Here is a 15,366-nt window from a genome sequence, read left to right on the forward strand (position 1 = left end):
AAAAAACATTTGTCATATCGAAAGCTTTCGACTACATTAGCGCGCCTCGACAGACAGAACATGTTTGAAGAGATACGGTGAAGTGTCCGAGTGGCTTAAGGAGCACGCCTGGAAAGTGTGTATACAAGAAATTGTATCGAGAGTTCGAATCTCTCCTTCACCGCCACATTAAGTACGCAAAACCCCCGGTCTTCCACGCGAAGCCGGGGGTTTTGTGGTTTCTGGCGCCTGAAAAAGAGGCTGGTCGGGAGTGCTTAAACATACTGGCCATCTTAGGTTTGAATAACCTCTGCTAAGTGTGGGTCAGTCTCGGCTTTTGTTGATCAGGCAAAATGCCAGTCCACAGGCGGACTTGTCCTCTAAAAGCTGAACCACAACCTCTGCATTGGTGTGGAGTTTGCGATCAAGGCGATATGCATCTCACCCTCCGGTATCACAATTGGAGGTGTCTGCGAAGGACGCTCGAGCCCTGTGAAGGTTTCCAATTGCTCCGATGGCTCGAAGATCCGGGCAGGTTCGGCATCCGCTGCAGCAGAGCCCAAACGTGACTTGTAGTATTCGTGAGTCGAGTCGAGGTCACCGCTCGTCGGTTGGGACGGGTTTTTCTAAACCTTTGCCGGCAGGTGCCTTCAGATTCGTTGCAGGGAATAAACCTGCCTTTTTCTGGAGGAAGCTATGAAAACCCCGAGTGCCCCTAAACGTTTTGTCACTGGCTGCGCATTGGCCTGCGCCGTATTCATGGTGGGGGCCGCTGTGGCTGCGGCTCCGGCTGATTTTGTTGACGAGGCGTCTGCGGCAGGGATTGCGGAGATTGAAACCAGCCGCCTGGCGATTCAGAAAACCTCTGCCACAGATATCAACAGTTATGCGGTTGAGATGATCAAGGATCACACGGATGCCAATCGGGATCTTAAGGATCTCGCGCAAAGGCAGGGCCTGAAAGTGGCGAGCGAAGAGGAGGTGCTCGGCAAGGCCAGGAAAATGATGCTTGAGGTGCCGGAAGGCGAGTCATTCGACGCGGCCTATGTGGCCAATCAGATGAAGGCCCATGAGGAGGCGATTGCCCTGTTCAAAGAACAGATCGACAAACCCGGCTCGCCCGAATTGAAGGCTTTTGCCGAAAAGTACCTGCCTAAGCTGGAGATGCACCTGGACATGGCCAGGAAGCTGGCAGCTTCTCATATCAAGGGTAATACCGGCGTTTAGTGCTGCGCAGGCGAACGGTTGCACGGCAACCGTTGCGTCATGCGAGAAGTGGGTCAGACGGCGATGTCATTCAGCCCGCAGTATTCTTCCCAGCTCATTTCCAGCGCCTCGGCGACCTCCTGATGGACTTCGAGGCGCATGGCCGCGAGCTCTTCGGGCGAGCGGGCGATCAATTGCAGGGCAAGCTCCCAGGCTTCGATACCCAGGTCGTCGGCTTCATTCTCGAAGGCCCAGAGGATTTGCTGCTGGCGGTCTTCGGCGCTCAGCTCTTTCATTTCTTCGAGCAGTTCAGGGTGCGCCTTGATGAAAGTATCCAGGGCCAGTTCGTTACGGGATTCTTTAGGGATCATGTGGCGTCTCGGATCGTTGGAACGGTCTGTGTATGCAGACCGTCGTCAGGGCGTTTTCTCGCATGCTAGCGAGTTCGCCAAGTGATGGAAAGTGTCAGATAGGCAGTCAGTCGACGGGCTGCAGCTTGCTTTCTCGCTGCAAGGTGTAGCCCCAGATCGCCAGTGCCAGCGTAGCGACCACGGCCCCGACGATCACAATACCGTCCCAGCCATACGCGGGGTAGGTCTGAGCGCCGACCAGCGAGCCCAGTGCGCCGCCGATGAAATAACAGGTGATGTAACCGGCATTCAGGCGATTACGCGCTGCCGGGCGGACTTTGAAGACGGCGTTCTGGTTGCTGACGTGAACCAGCTGGACGGCAAAGTCGAGTGCCAGCACGCCGATCAGCAGGGCCACCAATGAATGTCCGGCGAAGGCCATGGGCAGCCAGGAACCGAGCAGAACCATTAGCCCGACGGTGGTGGCCAACTGGCCTTTGCCGCGATCGGCCATGCGCCCGGCCCAGTTTGCGGCGATTGCGCCAACCGCACCCGCGAGGCCAAACAAGCCGATAACAGCGTCCGAGAAACTGTAGGGCGGCACGGCCAGTAAAAAGGCCAGAGGTGTCCAGAACAAGGCGAACAAAGAGAAGGTCAGCAGGCCCAGTATCGAGCGCAGGCGCAGTATGGGTTCTTCGACAAACAGCTTGAACACCGAGCCCAGTAACGCCGGATAGCTCAGGCCGGCGCTGTGGTGGTGCCGGGGCAAGCCGCGTTGCAGTGCAATGGCGCTGATAAGCATCAGGCCTGCAGCCACCAGATAAATGGTCCGCCAGTCACCCGCCGACGACAATGCGCCGGCCACGGTGCGTGCCAGCAAAATGCCCAATAACAGGCCACTCATCAAGGTGCCGACCACGCGGCCGCGGCTCGACGGGTCGCTAAGGCTGGCGGCCATGGGCACCAGCACCTGGGCCGAGACTGAAAATAATCCGGTCATGGCCGTGCCGATCAGGAGCCAGGTCAAGGAGGGCGCAAAGGCGCTGAGCAGCAAGCCCAGCGCACTGAGTACCGTCATGCTGACGATCAACCGACGCTGCTCGAACAGATCGCCCAGCGGCACCAGTAGCAGCAAGCCCGCACCGTAACTCAATTGCGCGGTGATCACGACGGTGCCTGCGCTGCTCATGCCCAGGCCCAGCTCTTGAGCAATGGTGTGCAGCAAGGGTTGCGCGTAATAGTTACTGGCGACGGCCAGGCCGGTGGCGGTCGCCATCAGCAGGATCAGAGCCGTGCTCAGGGGTTGGGTAGCGGGTGCGGAATCAGACATTGGCTGTCTCGTTGGCGTGAGAGAGCGGGGGAGTATCGGGAATGCCTGCCTTGAATGTCACTGAATATGTCAAAGAATTTTGCTTTTTGAAGCAGGAAGCCCCTCGTCGAGATGATGAGGGGCTTCGTGTGTTACACAGCCTTTTCGATAACATCGCCGCAGGCGGTATTGAAAAAGGGCGTGAATGCGTTAGTTGCGGCGCCCCAACAGCAGGCCCACCACCAAGCCGAAACCGGCCGAGATGGCCACGGTCTGCCACGGATGACCGCCGATATAGCTTTCTGTCGCGTCCACCACGGGTTTGGTGCGTTCACGCACATTATTCACCGAGTCCAGCGCCTGCTTGAGCTTGAGGCCAACCTGCGCCCGCAGGGTTTCACCCTCTTCGCCGACCAGTGACGCGCTGTCCTTGAGCAGCTTGTCAGATTCGGCAATCAATTCTTGCAGCTCGCTGAACGCTTGATCCTTGATTTGATCTTCAGCGGCTTGTACGGCATTTTTTCGAGCCATTGCGGTACTCCTTGCAGGTGAATAGGGTGATGAGTAATGGAGTCAGGCCCGTGCTAAAAAGTTGCATCTGTTTTTGGGCCGGTCTGGAGCTTGAGCTGACAGCGTAGTTAAAAACCAGACTGAGACAGTTCTTTTGAAGGTGTAAGATGTTGCCTAATTTACGCCGCAGGAAATCCTCATGAGCTTCAACCTCGCCAACAAGCCTCTCGCTGAGCGTGCTGCGCTGGAAGACGAAAAGTCCCGTTTGTACGACCTTTGGCAGAGCAATCTGGGCAAGGCCAAAGGCGACGCGGCGCGTTTGTTCGGTGAGCGCGCCAAGCGCAAGGGCAAATGGGCTGAATGGGTACGTTCGGAACTGGACGCGATGTCGCCCCCGGAATACGCCAATATGGTACGCAGTGAAGTCAATCGCCTGATGGCCGCCAAGTAACCGGGCACGCCTTTAACAGGCTTTTGCAGGGGTTGACCTCAATCAACCGCGCAAACGGTAAACCCCTGGGTCACGCCGCCCACGTTGATCCACACCTCATCATCCTGCTGCTTGCCCAGCAAGGCCGCGCCGAGGGGGGAGCGCGGGGTGATGACGGTGATCGTGTGTCCGTCGTGGCTGAGTTTGAGGCCGGCGGCATCCGGAGCCAGGAATAACCACTGCTCACTGCCGTTTTCAGCCTGCAGGTTCACCAGTGCTCCGCTTTGAATGCCGTGCGTAGCGTTGCAGGGGGTGAGACTCATGGCCTGGCAGTGCTTGAGTGCCTGGCGAATCTCTTCTACCCGGCGTGCCTGGCCCGTGGCCAGATAAGAGGCTTCAAGCCCGAGGGTGTCGTATTTGTTCTCGGCTACGTTTTCTTCGTGTGTGGCAGCTTCGTAGGCGGTTTGCGCTGCGCGTTGCAACACGTCGAGGTCAACTTCAAGCTTTTCCAGCATCAGCAGGTAGACGGCGTTCTTGTTCATGGGTCGTGGGTTTCAATAGGGGCATGGCCGCCGCTTGGCAGGCGCTGGGTTCAGGCGAGCGACGATTGTCGCACGAGCGCCCGGCAGATGACCCGCCTTCAGCTTTCGGTATGTGTCGATTCATACGGACAATCAATTTTTTAATGTAGGAAACCCGGAATGAAAGCCTCCTGGGATATTTTTTGCAGTGTGGTCGATAACTACGGCGACATTGGTGTGACCTGGCGTTTGGCTCGACAGATGGTGGCCGAGCATCAGCAGGCAGTCAGGCTGTGGGTTGACGATTTTCAGGCATTCGTTGCGCTATGCCCGGACGCGGATGCCACGGCGCTGCGGCAAACCCGGCAGGGCGTTGAGGTGTGCCAGTGGCCGCTGCAGTGGCCGTCTTCTGTAGAGGTTGCCGATGTGGTGGTCGAAGCGTTCGCCTGCAAACTGCCCGAAGGCTATCTACAGGCAATGAAGGCCCGCGAAAAGCCGGCACTGTGGATCAATCTTGAGTATTTGAGCGCTGAGGACTGGGTCAGCGGTTGTCACGGGTTGCCGTCCTTGCGCCCGGATGGCCTGAAGCGCATGTTCTTCTTCCCGGGGTTCGAGGCGGGCACCGGCGGTCTACTGCGTGAGGCCGATCTGATCCAGCGTCGGCGAGCGTTCGAGCAGGATCCTCGGGCGCGAAGCGAGTTTTTGCGGGGGCTGGGTGTGTTCCCGGCCGACAATGCCCGGCTGATTTCCTTGTTCGCTTATGAAAACGCCGGCCTGGCCAGTTGGCTGGATGCGATGGCCGCGGGCAGCGTGGCGACGCATCTATTGGTGCCTCAGGGCCGGATCATGGGTGATCTGTTGCGCTGGCTTGGGGTCAGCGAACTGCCGCTCGGGGCAGTTGAGCAACGGGGATCGCTGGTGATCCAGGCCTTGCCGTTCGTCCGCCAGGAAGACTACGACCATATTTTGTGGAGCTGTGACTTCAACGCGGTGCGTGGCGAAGACTCGTTTGTCCGGGCGCAGTGGGCGGGACACCCGCTGCTGTGGCATATCTATGAGCAGGAAGAGGACGCGCACTGGGTCAAGCTCAATGCGTTCCTGGACGTTTACCTCAAAGGTCTTTCACCTGCCGCAGCACAGGCGTTTAATGCCCTCTGGCAAGCCTGGAATGCAGGCTCGGACATGGGGGGCGCGTGGAATTCGACCCTTGAACACTGGCCGGAACTCACTGCGCATGCCGAACGCTGGTGTCTACAACAGTCTTTACAGGCTGATCTTGCGCAAGCGCTAGTACACTTTTATCGAAATTGGCTATGATACGCGGCCTAGATTTTTGTAAATCTCAATCCAAATTCGGATACTCGCAATGAAAACTGGTAAAGAGCTTAAACCCGGTACAGTCATCAAGCTCGAAAACGACCCTTGGTTGGTTCAGAAAGCTGAATTCACCAAGTCCGGTCGTAACAGCGCAATCATGAAGACCAAGCTGAAGAACCTGCTGACTGGCTACAAGACTGAAATCGTATACAGCGCTGACGACAAGCTGGATGACGTGATCCTGGATCGCAAAGAAGCGACCCTGTCCTTCATCAGCGGCGACACCTACACGTTCATGGACACCACTGACTACACCATGTACGAGCTGAACGCTGAAGACATCGAAGCCGTTCTGCCATTCATCGAAGAAGGCATGACCGACGTTTGCGAAGCAATCTTCTTCGAAGAGCGTCTGGTTTCCGTAGAGCTGCCGACCACTATCGTGCGTCAGGTTGACTACACCGAAGGTTCCGCTCGCGGCGACACTTCGGGCAAGGTGATGAAGCCTGCCAAACTGAAAAACGGTACCGAGCTGAGCGTTGCAGATTTCGTTGAAATCGGCGACTGGATCGAAATCGATACCCGTGACGGTGGCTCCTACAAGGGCCGCGCCAAGGTTTAAGCCTTGCGTTAACCGCACCACTGAAAAGCCCGGCCTCACTGCCGGGTTTTTTTTGCCCCGGATAATCTGCACAGCTCCGGATTTGAGCTTTGCCGCTGACAGGCGACTGAGTAGCATGGTCATTCACAGTGAGGGGGCGCAATGCTGATTGATTTTGCAATGTACACAACCTTGGGCATCGTTCTGGGCGCGATGGGCGGTTTGTTCGGGATTGGCGGCGGTCTGATCGCTATTCCGGTGCTGGGGTTGTGGTTTGGCCTTGATCAGCAGATTGCACAAGGGACAGCACTGGTCATGTCGGTGCCCAATGTGTTTGTCGCGTTGTACCGCTATCACCAGCGAAACCGCATTGATCTGCGCCAGGCGTTGCCGCTGGTGGTGATGAGCTTTTGCTTCGCCTGGCTGGGCTCGATGCTGGCTGTCGGGCTGGATGCGCGGAGTATTCGTTGGGGGTTTATTGGTTTTCTGCTGGCGATAACGCTCTACAACCTGATCAAACTCTACGGCGGACCTGCCCGGCCAGTGACGGGTGCGCGCTATGGCTGGCCCTGGTTTGGCGTGCTGGGGGCGGTGGCCGGTACCACGGGCGGTTTGTTCGGTGTGGGTGGGGCCGTGGTGGCGGCACCTGTTTTGACCAGCGTCTTCGGTACTTCCCAAGTTGTCGCCCAAGGGCTTTCGCTGGCGCTGGCGGCGCCGAGCACCAGCGTGACGTTGCTCACTTACGCGGTGCATGACGAGGTCAATTGGCTGATGGGCGTGCCGATGGCCGTGGGCGGCATGCTGAGCATCAGTTGGGGGGTGAAAGTGGCCCACGCGCTGTCCGAGCGTAAGCTGCGCGGTTTTTACTGCGCCTTTTTGCTGCTCTGCGCAGCATTGCTCGCGATCAAGATTTAAAACCGTCGACGATGTACTGCGCAAAGCATTCGATGATGGGGGAGGCGGTGCTGTTGGGGTTGCGCAGCAGCACAATGCTGGCCGATGGCAATCGGGGAAGGTGTTCTTCCTCGCCAATCACTCTCAGGTCCGGTGTCAGCAAGCTCTCAAGCTGCGCCGTTACGGCCAGACCGGTGCTCACGACCGCATTGATCGCCGCTAGGCTGGCGCTGGTGTAAGCCACCCGATAGGCGCGGCCCATGACGTCCAGCGCATTGCAGGCCCAGGTCCGGCAAAAACAGTCGGTATTGAACATGGCCAGGGGCAGCGTCGCTTGTTCGTGGGGTGAAAAACCCTGAGCCACCATCCATACGAAACGTTCCTGGCGCAGGATCTGGCCCACCTCGCTGCCGGGTTCGCGAGTGACGATGCTCAAGTCCAGATCATTGCGTTGCAGCAGGTTCGCCGAAGGCTCGCAGTGAACCTCAACGTTGATCAACGGGTAGTCTTGGGCGAAGCGCGCCAGTACGCCGGGCAAAAAGCGCATCACATAATCATCGGGCGAGCCAATCTTGACCGTTCCCACCATGTGCGGCTGTCGCAGCGTGTTGAACACTTCACTGTGCAGCTTGAGGATTCGCCGAGCGTAGCCGAGCAGCACCACACCTTCGGCTGTCAGGGTGACATTGCGGCCTTCACGCTGAAACAGGGCACATTGCAGTACATCCTCCTCCAGACGTTTCATTTGCATGCTCACCGCCGACTGCGTGCGATTGACGACATCGGCTGCACGCGTAAAGCCGCCATGGTCGGCAATTGCGGCGAACGTGCGCAGCAGGTCGGTATCGATGCTGGGGAACTCGGCCATTGATCAATCTCGCAGATGAGTCACATAAGAAACATTCGTTGGATTGATCTTATGCCTGGGTTGAGACTTGAGCCATCCCTAAGGAGGTATCAAGCGATGAAAGGTATGAGAAGTGTGTACGGGGTTGCCCAGCCCGACAGTCATTCATCCTGGGTAAAACGCTTGCTCGTGCGCGTCGCCCGCTGGCATCAGCTGTCGCGGGAAAGGGCCAGCCTGAGGAAAATCAGTGATGCGGCGCTCAAGGATCTTGGGTTGAGCAGGGCGGACATCGAGATCGAAAGCCATCGGGCTTTTTGGGATGACCCGTTCAGCAAGTGAGTCGGCAACACCTGAAGCCCTCGCACCACCTTCTTACGGAAAGAGGTGGCGTGAGGGCTTTTCAATTCAGCGCCTGACCTGCTTCAGTGTTTCGGCAATCAGGAAGGCCAGTTCCAGTGACTGATCGGCGTTCATCCGCGGGTCGCAGTGAGTGTGGTAACGGTCCGACAGGCCGTCTTCGGTGATCGGCCGGGCTCCGCCGATGCACTCGGTGACGTTCTGCCCGGTCATCTCGATATGAATCCCGCCGGCATAACTGCCTTCGGCCTCATGCACCTGGAAGAACTGTTTCACCTCGCCGAGGATCTGTGCAAAGTCGCGGGTCTTGTAGCCGCTGCTGGCCTTGATGGTGTTGGCGTGCATCGGGTCGCAACTCCAGAGCACTTGCTTGCCTTCTCCTTCTACGGCGCGGATCAGATGCGGCAAATGATCGCCGACCTTGTTGGCGCCCATGCGCACGATCAGGTTCAGTCGGCCCGGGTCGTTATCGGGGTTGAGAATGTCGATCAGGCGGATCAGCTCTTCGGTATTCATGCTCGGGCCGACCTTGACCCCGATCGGGTTGTTCACTCCGCGCAGAAACTCCACGTGAGCCCCGTCAAGCTGACGCGTGCGGTCGCCAATCCACAGCATGTGCGCCGAGCAGTCGTAGTAATCATTGGTCAGGCTGTCGCGGCGGACAAAGGCTTCTTCGTAGTTCAGCAGCAGCGCTTCGTGGGCGGTAAAGAAGCTGGTTTCGCGCAGTTGAGGCGAGCTGTCCATGCCACAGGCACGCATGAAGGCCAGTGTTTCGTCGATGCGCGTGGCCAGTTGGCTGTACTTTTCGGCCAGCGCCGAGTTGGCGATGAAGTCCAGGTTCCATTTGTGCACCTGGTGCAGGTCGGCAAAGCCGCCCTGGGCAAAGGCGCGCAGCAGGTTCAGGGTGGCGGTGGACTGGTGATAGGACTGCAGCAGGCGCTCCGGATCGGGGACGCGGCTTTTTTCATCGAAGCCGATACCGTTGACGATATCGCCGCGGTAGGCCGGCAGCGTGATGCCGTTGATCGTTTCATCATTGGCCGAGCGCGGTTTGGCGAACTGTCCGGCCATGCGCCCGACCTTGACCACCGGGCAGCCCGCGGCAAATGTCATGACGATGGCCATTTGCAGGAGCACCTTGAAGGTGTCGCGGATTTTGGCAGCCGAAAACTCGGCAAAGCTTTCGGCGCAGTCGCCGCCTTGCAGCAGAAAGGCGCGGCCCTGAGTGACTTCGGCAAATTGACGGCGCAATTCACGGGCTTCCCCGGCAAACACCAGCGGCGGATAACTCGCCAGGCTTTGCTCGACGCGCAGCAAATGAGCTGCATCAGGGTAGTGGGGTTGTTGCTGGATCGGCAGGGCGCGCCAGCTGTCAGGGCTCCAGGGTTGGCTCATCGCAGACTCAAGTATTCAAGGGGATGCTGCATGTTAGCAGCAATTAGTGCGTGACCTGCTGCGTTGCAATGGCCGACAATCGGCGCTTTCTGCTCGGCGCCGAGTGGTTGTTTTTTAACGCGATACCCGGGACAGGCCGGGGTGCGGCAAGGAGAGGAAATGTCTGAGGAGCGCGTTGAGCGTCTGCTCGCTGAAGTCCATGATGACTTCGGCACGATTCGGGTGCTGGAGGTGGAAGACTACCGCTTCCTCGAATTTGGCGATGCGATCGAGCAAAGTTGTGTCTTTACCGCTGATCCCAGTTGGCTGGAATACGATTACACCCGTGCCATGCTGATTGGCGCGCTGTGCCCTGAAGCCCCTGAAAGTGCCCTGTTCCTGGGGTTGGGGGCGGGCACCCTGACGCAAGCCTGCCTCAAGTTTTTGCCCCTCGAAGATGTCGAAGCCATTGAGTTGCGTCCGGACGTGCCGCGCCTGGCCATCGAATACCTGGGGCTGGACGATGATCCGCGCTTGTATATCCGTATAGGCGATGCCCTGGAGCTGCTGGACAGCGCCGAGCCCGCCGACTTGATCTTCGTTGACCTGTACAACGATCTTGGCCCCGCGGCCGGTCATCTGGCGTGGACATTCCTTGAGAACTGTCAAAAGAAGCTCGCCCCCAACGGTTGGCTCATCATTAATCAGTGGGCAACCGATGATGGCAAGCCGCTAGGTGCCGCCTTGTTTCGCGGTTTGTACCATCGCCATTATTGGGAGCTGCCCGTAAAGGAAGGCAACGTTATCCTGCTGGTTCCCGGCGATCTTGATCAGACCCTGGACATGGACGCGCTGATGGCGCGGGCACAAGCCCTGGCCCCGCGCCTGGGCTATTCGCTGGAGTCGTTGATCAAGGCTATTCGTCCGGCCACCTGACGCGACAAGATGAACCGTTTTAGCGTTTGCCCCTGCGGGGCCAGGGGCTGACGATATTTTCGCGATCGAAAATATCGTCAAAGCCCCCTCTGTAGAGGCATGCAGACGATTTTGCCCTAAAAAAGCGCTTCTTTTTTTTGATAAATCCGGTATAGTACGCGCCGGCCTTTAGCCGGGCCACGTTTAGGTGTTGCATTTCCCGAAGCACGCTTCGGCTGCTCGTCCGTTTCGCGGACTACCCTGAACGCTCCATTCATTTAAACGTTTTCGCAAATCCCCGCCGACAAAGCAGCCAGGGCGACTCTTGAGTCTTACACGGCATGCGCAGCTTTGGAGCATGGGTCTTTGCGGATGCACTTAGAGGCAGACCCATGACCCAGGAAACCGGCGGCTTCGCCGCTTTTAATCTTAATCCGAATATTCTTGCAGCCGTCATCGCGACTGGCTACGAAGAGCCTTCGGCTATTCAGCAGCAATCGATCCCGATCATCATGGCCGGTCACGACATGATTGGTCAGGCGCAAACCGGTACGGGTAAAACCGCCGCGTTCGCCCTGCCGATCCTGCACCGCATCGATCCTGCTAAGCGCGAGCCGCAAGCCCTGATCCTGGCGCCAACCCGTGAGTTGGCGCTGCAAGTAGCAACCGCTTTCGAAACCTACGCCAAGCAAATGCCGGGCGTTACTGTTGTAGCCGTTTACGGCGGCGCCCCGATGGGCCCACAACTGAAAGCAATCCGTAATGGCGCACAGATCGTTGTCGCCACTCCGGGCCGTCTGTGCGACCACTTGCGTCGTGACGAAAAAGTATTGGCAACCGTGAACCACCTGGTTCTCGACGAAGCCGACGAAATGCTCAAACTGGGTTTCATGGACGACCTCGAAGTTATCTTCAAGGCCTTGCCACCGACCCGTCAGACCGTATTGTTCTCGGCAACCTTGCCGCAGTCGATCCGTGCCATTGCTGAACGCCATCTGCGCGATCCGCAACACGTGAAGATCCAGACCAAGACTCAGACCGTTACCGCGATCGAACAGGCTCACCTGTTGGTTCACGCTGACCAGAAGACCTCGGCTGTATTGAGCCTGCTGGAAGTTGAAGATTTCGACGCGCTGATCATGTTTGTGCGCACCAAGCAAGCGACCCTGGATCTGGCCAGCGCCCTTGAAGCCAAAGGCTATAAAGCCGCTGCGCTGAACGGTGACATTGCTCAGAACCAGCGTGAGCGCGTTATCGATTCCCTCAAGGATGGCCGTCTGGACATCGTTGTAGCGACTGACGTAGCTGCTCGTGGTCTCGACGTTCCACGTATCACCCACGTGTTCAACGTTGACATGCCTTACGATCCAGAGTCCTACGTTCACCGTATCGGCCGTACTGGCCGTGCAGGTCGCGAAGGTCGTGCGCTGTTGCTGGTAACGCCGCGTGAGCGCCGTATGCTGCAAGTGATTGAGCGTGTAACCGGTCAAAAGGTTGCTGAAGTCCGCCTGCCGGATGCTCAGGCCGTTCTCGATGCGCGCATCAAGAAACTGACCAACAGCCTGGCGCCACTGGTTGCTGACGCTGAATCGACTCATGGCGAGCTGCTGGATCGTCTGACTGCCGATATCGGTTGCAGCCCGCGTGCCCTGGCCGCAGCCCTGCTGCGCAAGGCAACCAACGGTCAGGCCCTGACCCTGGCTGCCATCGAGCGTGAGCGTCCACTGGTGCCTAACAGCGCACCGCGTGAGCGTTCCGAGCGTTCGGGTGACCGTCCGGATCGTGGTGATCGCGAGCGTCGTGCTCCGGTTCCATTGGCCGAAGGCCGTGCTCGTTGCCGTACCGCGCTGGGTGCGCGTGATGGTATCGCTGCCAAGAACCTGCTGGGCGCTATCCTCAATGAGGGTGGCCTGGCACGTGAAGCAATCGGTCGCATCCAGGTGCGTGACAGCTTCAGCCTGGTAGAACTGCCGGAAGATGGCCTGGAAAAACTGCTGGCCAAGTTGAAAGACACCCGCGTTGCCGGCAAGCAGCTCAAGCTGCGTCGCTATCGCGAAGATTAATCACTGCTGCAGTGATTGATCGCTAAAAAAATCCCCGACTGGTTCGGGGATTTTTTTTTGCCTGCAATTTGCTGTAGCCGCTGCCGCAGGCTGCGATAAGGGCTACAGATTTGGGGTCAATCAAACCGGTAGATATCCATCCCCAGCGCGCCCAGAGTCCAGCCCTGGTGAGCCAGGCCGAAGGACCCGCCTGCCCCGCGGGCAAAATACAGCGGCAACAGATGTTCGTCAGTGGGGTGGCTGCGCACTGCAAACGGCGCATGACGACGGTAATCGTGAAGTGCAATTTCATCGTCAGCGGTGAGCTTGTCGATCATCCAGTCGCGAAAGGCCTTGGCCCAGGGCTCAATGCTTTCAGGCCCTGCCTGCCAATCCAGTTCGCGCAGGTTATGAGTGATGCTGCCCGAGCCGATGAGCAGAATGTCTTCGTTGCGCAAGCTGGACAGTGCACGACCTATCTCGGTTTGACCTGTCGGGCCGCGCTGGCTGGGCAGTGAGATTTGTATAAGAGGAATGTCGGCCTCCGGGTACATCAATGACATTGGCACCCAGGCGCCGTGGTCGAATGGCCGCTTGGCGTCCAGTCTGGCCGTCAGACCATGGGCTGCGAGCAGCTCAACAATTCGTGCTGCCAGGGCGGGCTCGCCCGGGGCTGGGTATTGCACGGCAAACAGGGCTGGGGGGAAGCCTCCGAAATCATGCCAGGTGGCCGGTGCGGGGTGACTGGCGACAGTTAGCTCAGGACTTTCCCAGTGGGCCGATACCAGTACGATCGCTTTTGGGCGGGGCAGCCCGGCGGCCAGGCGCTTCAAGGCAGGGCCGCTGGCGCCGGGCTCCAGCGCGAGCATCGGGGAGCCGTGCGAGATAAACAGGCTGGGCAGCATGGTGAGGGACCTCAGAGGTAAGATGCGCTATCTTCAGTCGGATCATTGATCTAAATCCAATATAAGTTTTAGTGCTTATTTATCGAATTTAAAGGTGAATCATGCAGCCCGAATTTTGGCACGACCGCTGGAGCCGCAATCAGATCGGCTTTCATCTGGAGGAGGTCAATCCATACCTTCAGCGTCATTGGCCAGCGCTTGATCTGGCCCAAGGCGGTCGCGTACTGGTGCCGTTGTGCGGAAAAAGCCTGGATTTGAGCTGGCTGGCTTCTACAGGCTATGAGGTGATGGGGATAGAGCTGTCCCAGACCGCCGTAGAATGCTTTTTCACTGAGCAGCAGGTCACGCCGCAGGTTCGCCAGCAAGGCGCCTTCACGGTGTACGAGGCGGGGCCGGTGACGATCTGGTGCGGAGACTTTTTTGCCCTGGGTGCGGCGGATGTCGCGGACTGTGTCGGGATTTATGACCGGGCGGCAATCATTGCCTTGCCACCCGAGATGCGCGAAGCCTATGCGCAACACCTGTCACGGATTTTGCCGCAGGGCTGCAAGGGCTTGTTGATCACGCTTGATTATGAGCAGAGCGAAATGAAGGGGCCGCCATTCTCAGTGCCGGATGCCGAGGTTCAGCGTTTGCTGGGTCCTGCCTGGGCATTGGCAATCATCGAGCAGCCAGACATCCTCGGTCAGAGTTGGAAGTTCCTCAAGGGCGGGGCCACCCGGCTGGTGGAGAGGGTGTATCGACTGCAAAAAACGGCCTGAAACGGACGGCAATTAAAAAGGGCGACCCGGGTCGCCCTTTTTTAATTGTCGCGGGTGTTAACCGCGACGACGCAGTGCGTCAATGCGTTCTTCCAGAGGCGGGTGGCTCATGAACATCCGAGCCAGGCCTTGCTTGAGCCCGCCATTGATGCCAAAGGCCGCCATGGTGTCAGGCATGTGCACCGGCAGGCCTTGCTCCGAGCGCAGGCGCTGCAGGGCGCCGATCATGGCTGCAGTACCGGCCAATTGAGCGCCGGCTTCGTCTGCGCGGAACTCACGCTTGCGCGAGAACCACATCACGATGGCGCTGGCCAGGAAACCCAGTACCAGTTCGGCAAAGATGGTCGCGACGTAATACGCAATGCCGCGGCCTTCATCGTTCTTGAACACCACTTTGTCGACAAAGTTGCCGATGATGCGGGCGAAGAACATGACGAAGGTGTTTACCACGCCTTGCACCAGTGCCAGCGTGACCATGTCTCCGTTGGCAACGTGGCCGATTTCATGGGCCAGTACGGCTTTCACTTCATCGGGCGAAAAACGCTCCAGCAAGCCCTGGCTGACAGCGACCAATGCATCGTTTTTATTCCAGCCCGTGGCAAAGGCGTTCGCCTCGTAAGCCGGGAAAATCCCCACTTCAGGCATTTTGATCCCGGCTTCGCGGGACAATTGTTCAACGGTTTGCATCAACCATTGTTCGTGACGGGTACGAGGCTGAGTAATCACCTGGGTGCTGGTGCTCATTTTCGCCATCCATTTCGAAATGAAAAGCGAGAACAAAGACCCGGCGAAACCAAAGACTGCACAGAATACCAACAGCTGATTGAGGTTCAGATCAACCCCGTTGGCCGCCATGAACCCGTCAAAGCCGAACAGGCTCAAGGTGATGCTGGCTATCAGCACGACCGCCAGGTTAGTGGCCAAAAACAGCAGGATGCGCATCATGGTTGTAAGAATCTCCTCGTCTTAAGGGTGTTGCCGTATGCGGGTATATAAGGTGCTGCTACAGGCTATTCAACCGAGTGACTATTTCAAACTGTGTCCTACA

General features: G+C 58.1%; 17 protein-coding genes and 1 tRNA gene. 10 read left to right on the forward strand and 8 right to left on the reverse strand.

Annotated elements, in window-relative coordinates; translation table 11 throughout:
- Positions 1 to 76 precede the first annotated feature (76 nt).
- Together DQN55_RS06365 and DQN55_RS06370 are read left to right on the forward strand one after the other, a co-directional pair.
- Positions 77 to 166: transfer RNA gene (locus tag DQN55_RS06365), tRNA-Ser, on the forward strand.
- 509 nt (positions 167 to 675) lie between these two features.
- On the forward strand, positions 676 to 1,206 hold the full coding sequence (locus DQN55_RS06370) for a DUF4142 domain-containing protein (RefSeq protein ID WP_048382283.1): 531 nt from the start codon (positions 676 to 678) through the stop codon (positions 1,204 to 1,206).
- Positions 1,207 to 1,259: 53 nt separating this feature from the next.
- On the opposite strand, the gene DQN55_RS06375 is transcribed toward DQN55_RS06370, so the two are convergent.
- The 3 genes from DQN55_RS06375 to DQN55_RS06385 all read right to left on the reverse strand — a co-directional run bounded on the left by DQN55_RS06375 (position 1,260) and on the right by DQN55_RS06385 (position 3,375).
- Positions 1,260 to 1,556 (reverse strand): DUF6388 family protein, encoded by a 297-nt coding sequence (locus DQN55_RS06375; RefSeq protein ID WP_048382284.1) that lies wholly within the window; start codon positions 1,554 to 1,556, stop codon positions 1,260 to 1,262.
- Positions 1,557 to 1,662: 106 nt separating this feature from the next.
- A complete protein-coding gene (locus tag DQN55_RS06380) occupies positions 1,663 to 2,865 on the reverse strand; it encodes an MFS transporter (RefSeq protein ID WP_048382285.1) in 1,203 nt (400 codons plus the stop codon).
- Between the two features lie 189 nt (positions 2,866 to 3,054).
- Positions 3,055 to 3,375 carry an ElaB/YgaM/YqjD family protein gene (locus DQN55_RS06385; protein ID WP_048382286.1) on the reverse strand — a complete coding sequence of 107 codons (321 nt, stop codon included), beginning with the start codon at positions 3,373 to 3,375 and terminating at the stop codon, positions 3,055 to 3,057.
- 178 nt (positions 3,376 to 3,553) lie between these two features.
- Between DQN55_RS06385 and DQN55_RS06390 the strand changes: the two genes are divergently transcribed.
- Positions 3,554 to 3,805 carry a hypothetical protein gene (locus tag DQN55_RS06390; RefSeq protein WP_003446553.1) on the forward strand — a complete coding sequence of 84 codons (252 nt, stop codon included), beginning with the start codon at positions 3,554 to 3,556 and terminating at the stop codon, positions 3,803 to 3,805.
- 38 nt (positions 3,806 to 3,843) lie between these two features.
- Here the strand turns inward: DQN55_RS06390 and DQN55_RS06395 are convergent, their stop codons facing one another.
- Positions 3,844 to 4,326, reverse strand: a complete 483-nt coding sequence (locus tag DQN55_RS06395) for a GreA/GreB family elongation factor (protein ID WP_048382287.1) — start codon at positions 4,324 to 4,326, stop codon at positions 3,844 to 3,846.
- 159 nt (positions 4,327 to 4,485) lie between these two features.
- Between DQN55_RS06395 and earP the strand changes: the two genes are divergently transcribed.
- The 3 genes from earP (at position 4,486) to DQN55_RS06410 (ending at position 7,138) form a co-directional block, all read left to right on the forward strand.
- Positions 4,486 to 5,622, forward strand: coding sequence for an elongation factor P maturation arginine rhamnosyltransferase EarP (earP, locus tag DQN55_RS06400; RefSeq protein ID WP_048382288.1), 1,137 nt, complete (start codon positions 4,486 to 4,488; stop codon positions 5,620 to 5,622).
- Positions 5,623 to 5,671: 49 nt separating this feature from the next.
- The gene (locus DQN55_RS06405) at positions 5,672 to 6,244 is read left to right on the forward strand and encodes an elongation factor P (protein ID WP_048382289.1); all 573 of its coding nucleotides are present in this window, start codon (positions 5,672 to 5,674) and stop codon (positions 6,242 to 6,244) included.
- Positions 6,245 to 6,385: 141 nt separating this feature from the next.
- Positions 6,386 to 7,138 carry a sulfite exporter TauE/SafE family protein gene (locus tag DQN55_RS06410; protein ID WP_048382290.1) on the forward strand — a complete coding sequence of 251 codons (753 nt, stop codon included), beginning with the start codon at positions 6,386 to 6,388 and terminating at the stop codon, positions 7,136 to 7,138.
- Here the strand turns inward: DQN55_RS06410 and DQN55_RS06415 are convergent.
- On the reverse strand, positions 7,128 to 7,985 hold the full coding sequence (locus DQN55_RS06415; protein WP_048382291.1) for a LysR substrate-binding domain-containing protein: 858 nt from the start codon (positions 7,983 to 7,985) through the stop codon (positions 7,128 to 7,130). The two genes, DQN55_RS06410 and DQN55_RS06415, sit on opposite strands and share 11 nt — an antisense overlap.
- 96 nt (positions 7,986 to 8,081) lie before the next feature.
- Between DQN55_RS06415 and DQN55_RS06420 the strand changes: the two genes are divergently transcribed.
- Positions 8,082 to 8,303, forward strand: coding sequence for a DUF1127 domain-containing protein (locus DQN55_RS06420; protein ID WP_048382292.1), 222 nt, complete (start codon positions 8,082 to 8,084; stop codon positions 8,301 to 8,303).
- 66 nt (positions 8,304 to 8,369) lie between these two features.
- Here the strand turns inward: DQN55_RS06420 and DQN55_RS06425 are convergent, their stop codons facing one another.
- Positions 8,370 to 9,716: a class II 3-deoxy-7-phosphoheptulonate synthase gene (locus tag DQN55_RS06425; protein WP_048382293.1), complete on the reverse strand. Its 1,347-nt coding sequence runs from the start codon at positions 9,714 to 9,716 to the stop codon at positions 8,370 to 8,372.
- A 159-nt stretch (positions 9,717 to 9,875) separates the two neighbouring features.
- On the opposite strand from DQN55_RS06425, the gene DQN55_RS06430 reads away from it, so the two are divergent.
- Complete coding sequence (locus tag DQN55_RS06430) at positions 9,876 to 10,631, forward strand: spermidine synthase (RefSeq protein WP_048382294.1); 756 nt, start codon at positions 9,876 to 9,878, stop codon at positions 10,629 to 10,631.
- 371 nt (positions 10,632 to 11,002) lie between these two features.
- Entirely contained in the window at positions 11,003 to 12,673 is a 1,671-nt protein-coding gene (locus DQN55_RS06440; protein WP_048382295.1) for a DEAD/DEAH box helicase, read from the forward strand.
- Between the two features lie 116 nt (positions 12,674 to 12,789).
- On the opposite strand, the gene DQN55_RS06445 is transcribed toward DQN55_RS06440, so the two are convergent.
- Entirely contained in the window at positions 12,790 to 13,557 is a 768-nt protein-coding gene (locus DQN55_RS06445; protein ID WP_048382296.1) for a DODA-type extradiol aromatic ring-opening family dioxygenase, read from the reverse strand.
- A gap of 101 nt (positions 13,558 to 13,658) precedes the next feature.
- On the opposite strand from DQN55_RS06445, the gene DQN55_RS06450 reads away from it, so the two are divergent.
- Positions 13,659 to 14,318 (forward strand): thiopurine S-methyltransferase, encoded by a 660-nt coding sequence (locus DQN55_RS06450; protein ID WP_048382297.1) that lies wholly within the window; start codon positions 13,659 to 13,661, stop codon positions 14,316 to 14,318.
- A 57-nt stretch (positions 14,319 to 14,375) separates the two neighbouring features.
- Here DQN55_RS06450 and htpX read toward each other — a convergent pair whose 3' ends face one another.
- Entirely contained in the window at positions 14,376 to 15,263 is an 888-nt protein-coding gene (htpX, locus tag DQN55_RS06455; RefSeq protein WP_048382298.1) for a protease HtpX, read from the reverse strand.
- Positions 15,264 to 15,366: the final 103 nt, after the last annotated feature.

The sequence above is a fragment of the Pseudomonas taetrolens genome (genome assembly GCF_900475285.1).
Classification (GTDB): domain Bacteria; phylum Pseudomonadota; class Gammaproteobacteria; order Pseudomonadales; family Pseudomonadaceae; genus Aquipseudomonas; species Aquipseudomonas taetrolens.

Coding starts and splice junctions, on each gene's coding strand:
- DQN55_RS06440 (WP_048382295.1), top strand. CDS start 11,003: ATGACCCAGGAAACCGGCGGCTTCGCCGCTTTTAATCTTAATCCGAAT.
- DQN55_RS06395 (WP_048382287.1), bottom strand. CDS start 4,326: ATGAACAAGAACGCCGTCTACCTGCTGATGCTGGAAAAGCTTGAAGTT.
- earP (WP_048382288.1), top strand. CDS start 4,486: ATGAAAGCCTCCTGGGATATTTTTTGCAGTGTGGTCGATAACTACGGC.
- DQN55_RS06390 (WP_003446553.1), top strand. CDS start 3,554: ATGAGCTTCAACCTCGCCAACAAGCCTCTCGCTGAGCGTGCTGCGCTG.
- DQN55_RS06450 (WP_048382297.1), top strand. CDS start 13,659: ATGCAGCCCGAATTTTGGCACGACCGCTGGAGCCGCAATCAGATCGGC.
- DQN55_RS06415 (WP_048382291.1), bottom strand. CDS start 7,985: ATGGCCGAGTTCCCCAGCATCGATACCGACCTGCTGCGCACGTTCGCC.
- DQN55_RS06405 (WP_048382289.1), top strand. CDS start 5,672: ATGAAAACTGGTAAAGAGCTTAAACCCGGTACAGTCATCAAGCTCGAA.
- DQN55_RS06445 (WP_048382296.1), bottom strand. CDS start 13,557: ATGCTGCCCAGCCTGTTTATCTCGCACGGCTCCCCGATGCTCGCGCTG.
- DQN55_RS06430 (WP_048382294.1), top strand. CDS start 9,876: ATGTCTGAGGAGCGCGTTGAGCGTCTGCTCGCTGAAGTCCATGATGAC.
- DQN55_RS06375 (WP_048382284.1), bottom strand. CDS start 1,556: ATGATCCCTAAAGAATCCCGTAACGAACTGGCCCTGGATACTTTCATC.
- DQN55_RS06385 (WP_048382286.1), bottom strand. CDS start 3,375: ATGGCTCGAAAAAATGCCGTACAAGCCGCTGAAGATCAAATCAAGGAT.
- DQN55_RS06425 (WP_048382293.1), bottom strand. CDS start 9,716: ATGAGCCAACCCTGGAGCCCTGACAGCTGGCGCGCCCTGCCGATCCAG.
- DQN55_RS06410 (WP_048382290.1), top strand. CDS start 6,386: ATGCTGATTGATTTTGCAATGTACACAACCTTGGGCATCGTTCTGGGC.
- DQN55_RS06370 (WP_048382283.1), top strand. CDS start 676: ATGAAAACCCCGAGTGCCCCTAAACGTTTTGTCACTGGCTGCGCATTG.
- DQN55_RS06420 (WP_048382292.1), top strand. CDS start 8,082: ATGAAAGGTATGAGAAGTGTGTACGGGGTTGCCCAGCCCGACAGTCAT.
- DQN55_RS06380 (WP_048382285.1), bottom strand. CDS start 2,865: ATGTCTGATTCCGCACCCGCTACCCAACCCCTGAGCACGGCTCTGATC.
- htpX (WP_048382298.1), bottom strand. CDS start 15,263: ATGATGCGCATCCTGCTGTTTTTGGCCACTAACCTGGCGGTCGTGCTG.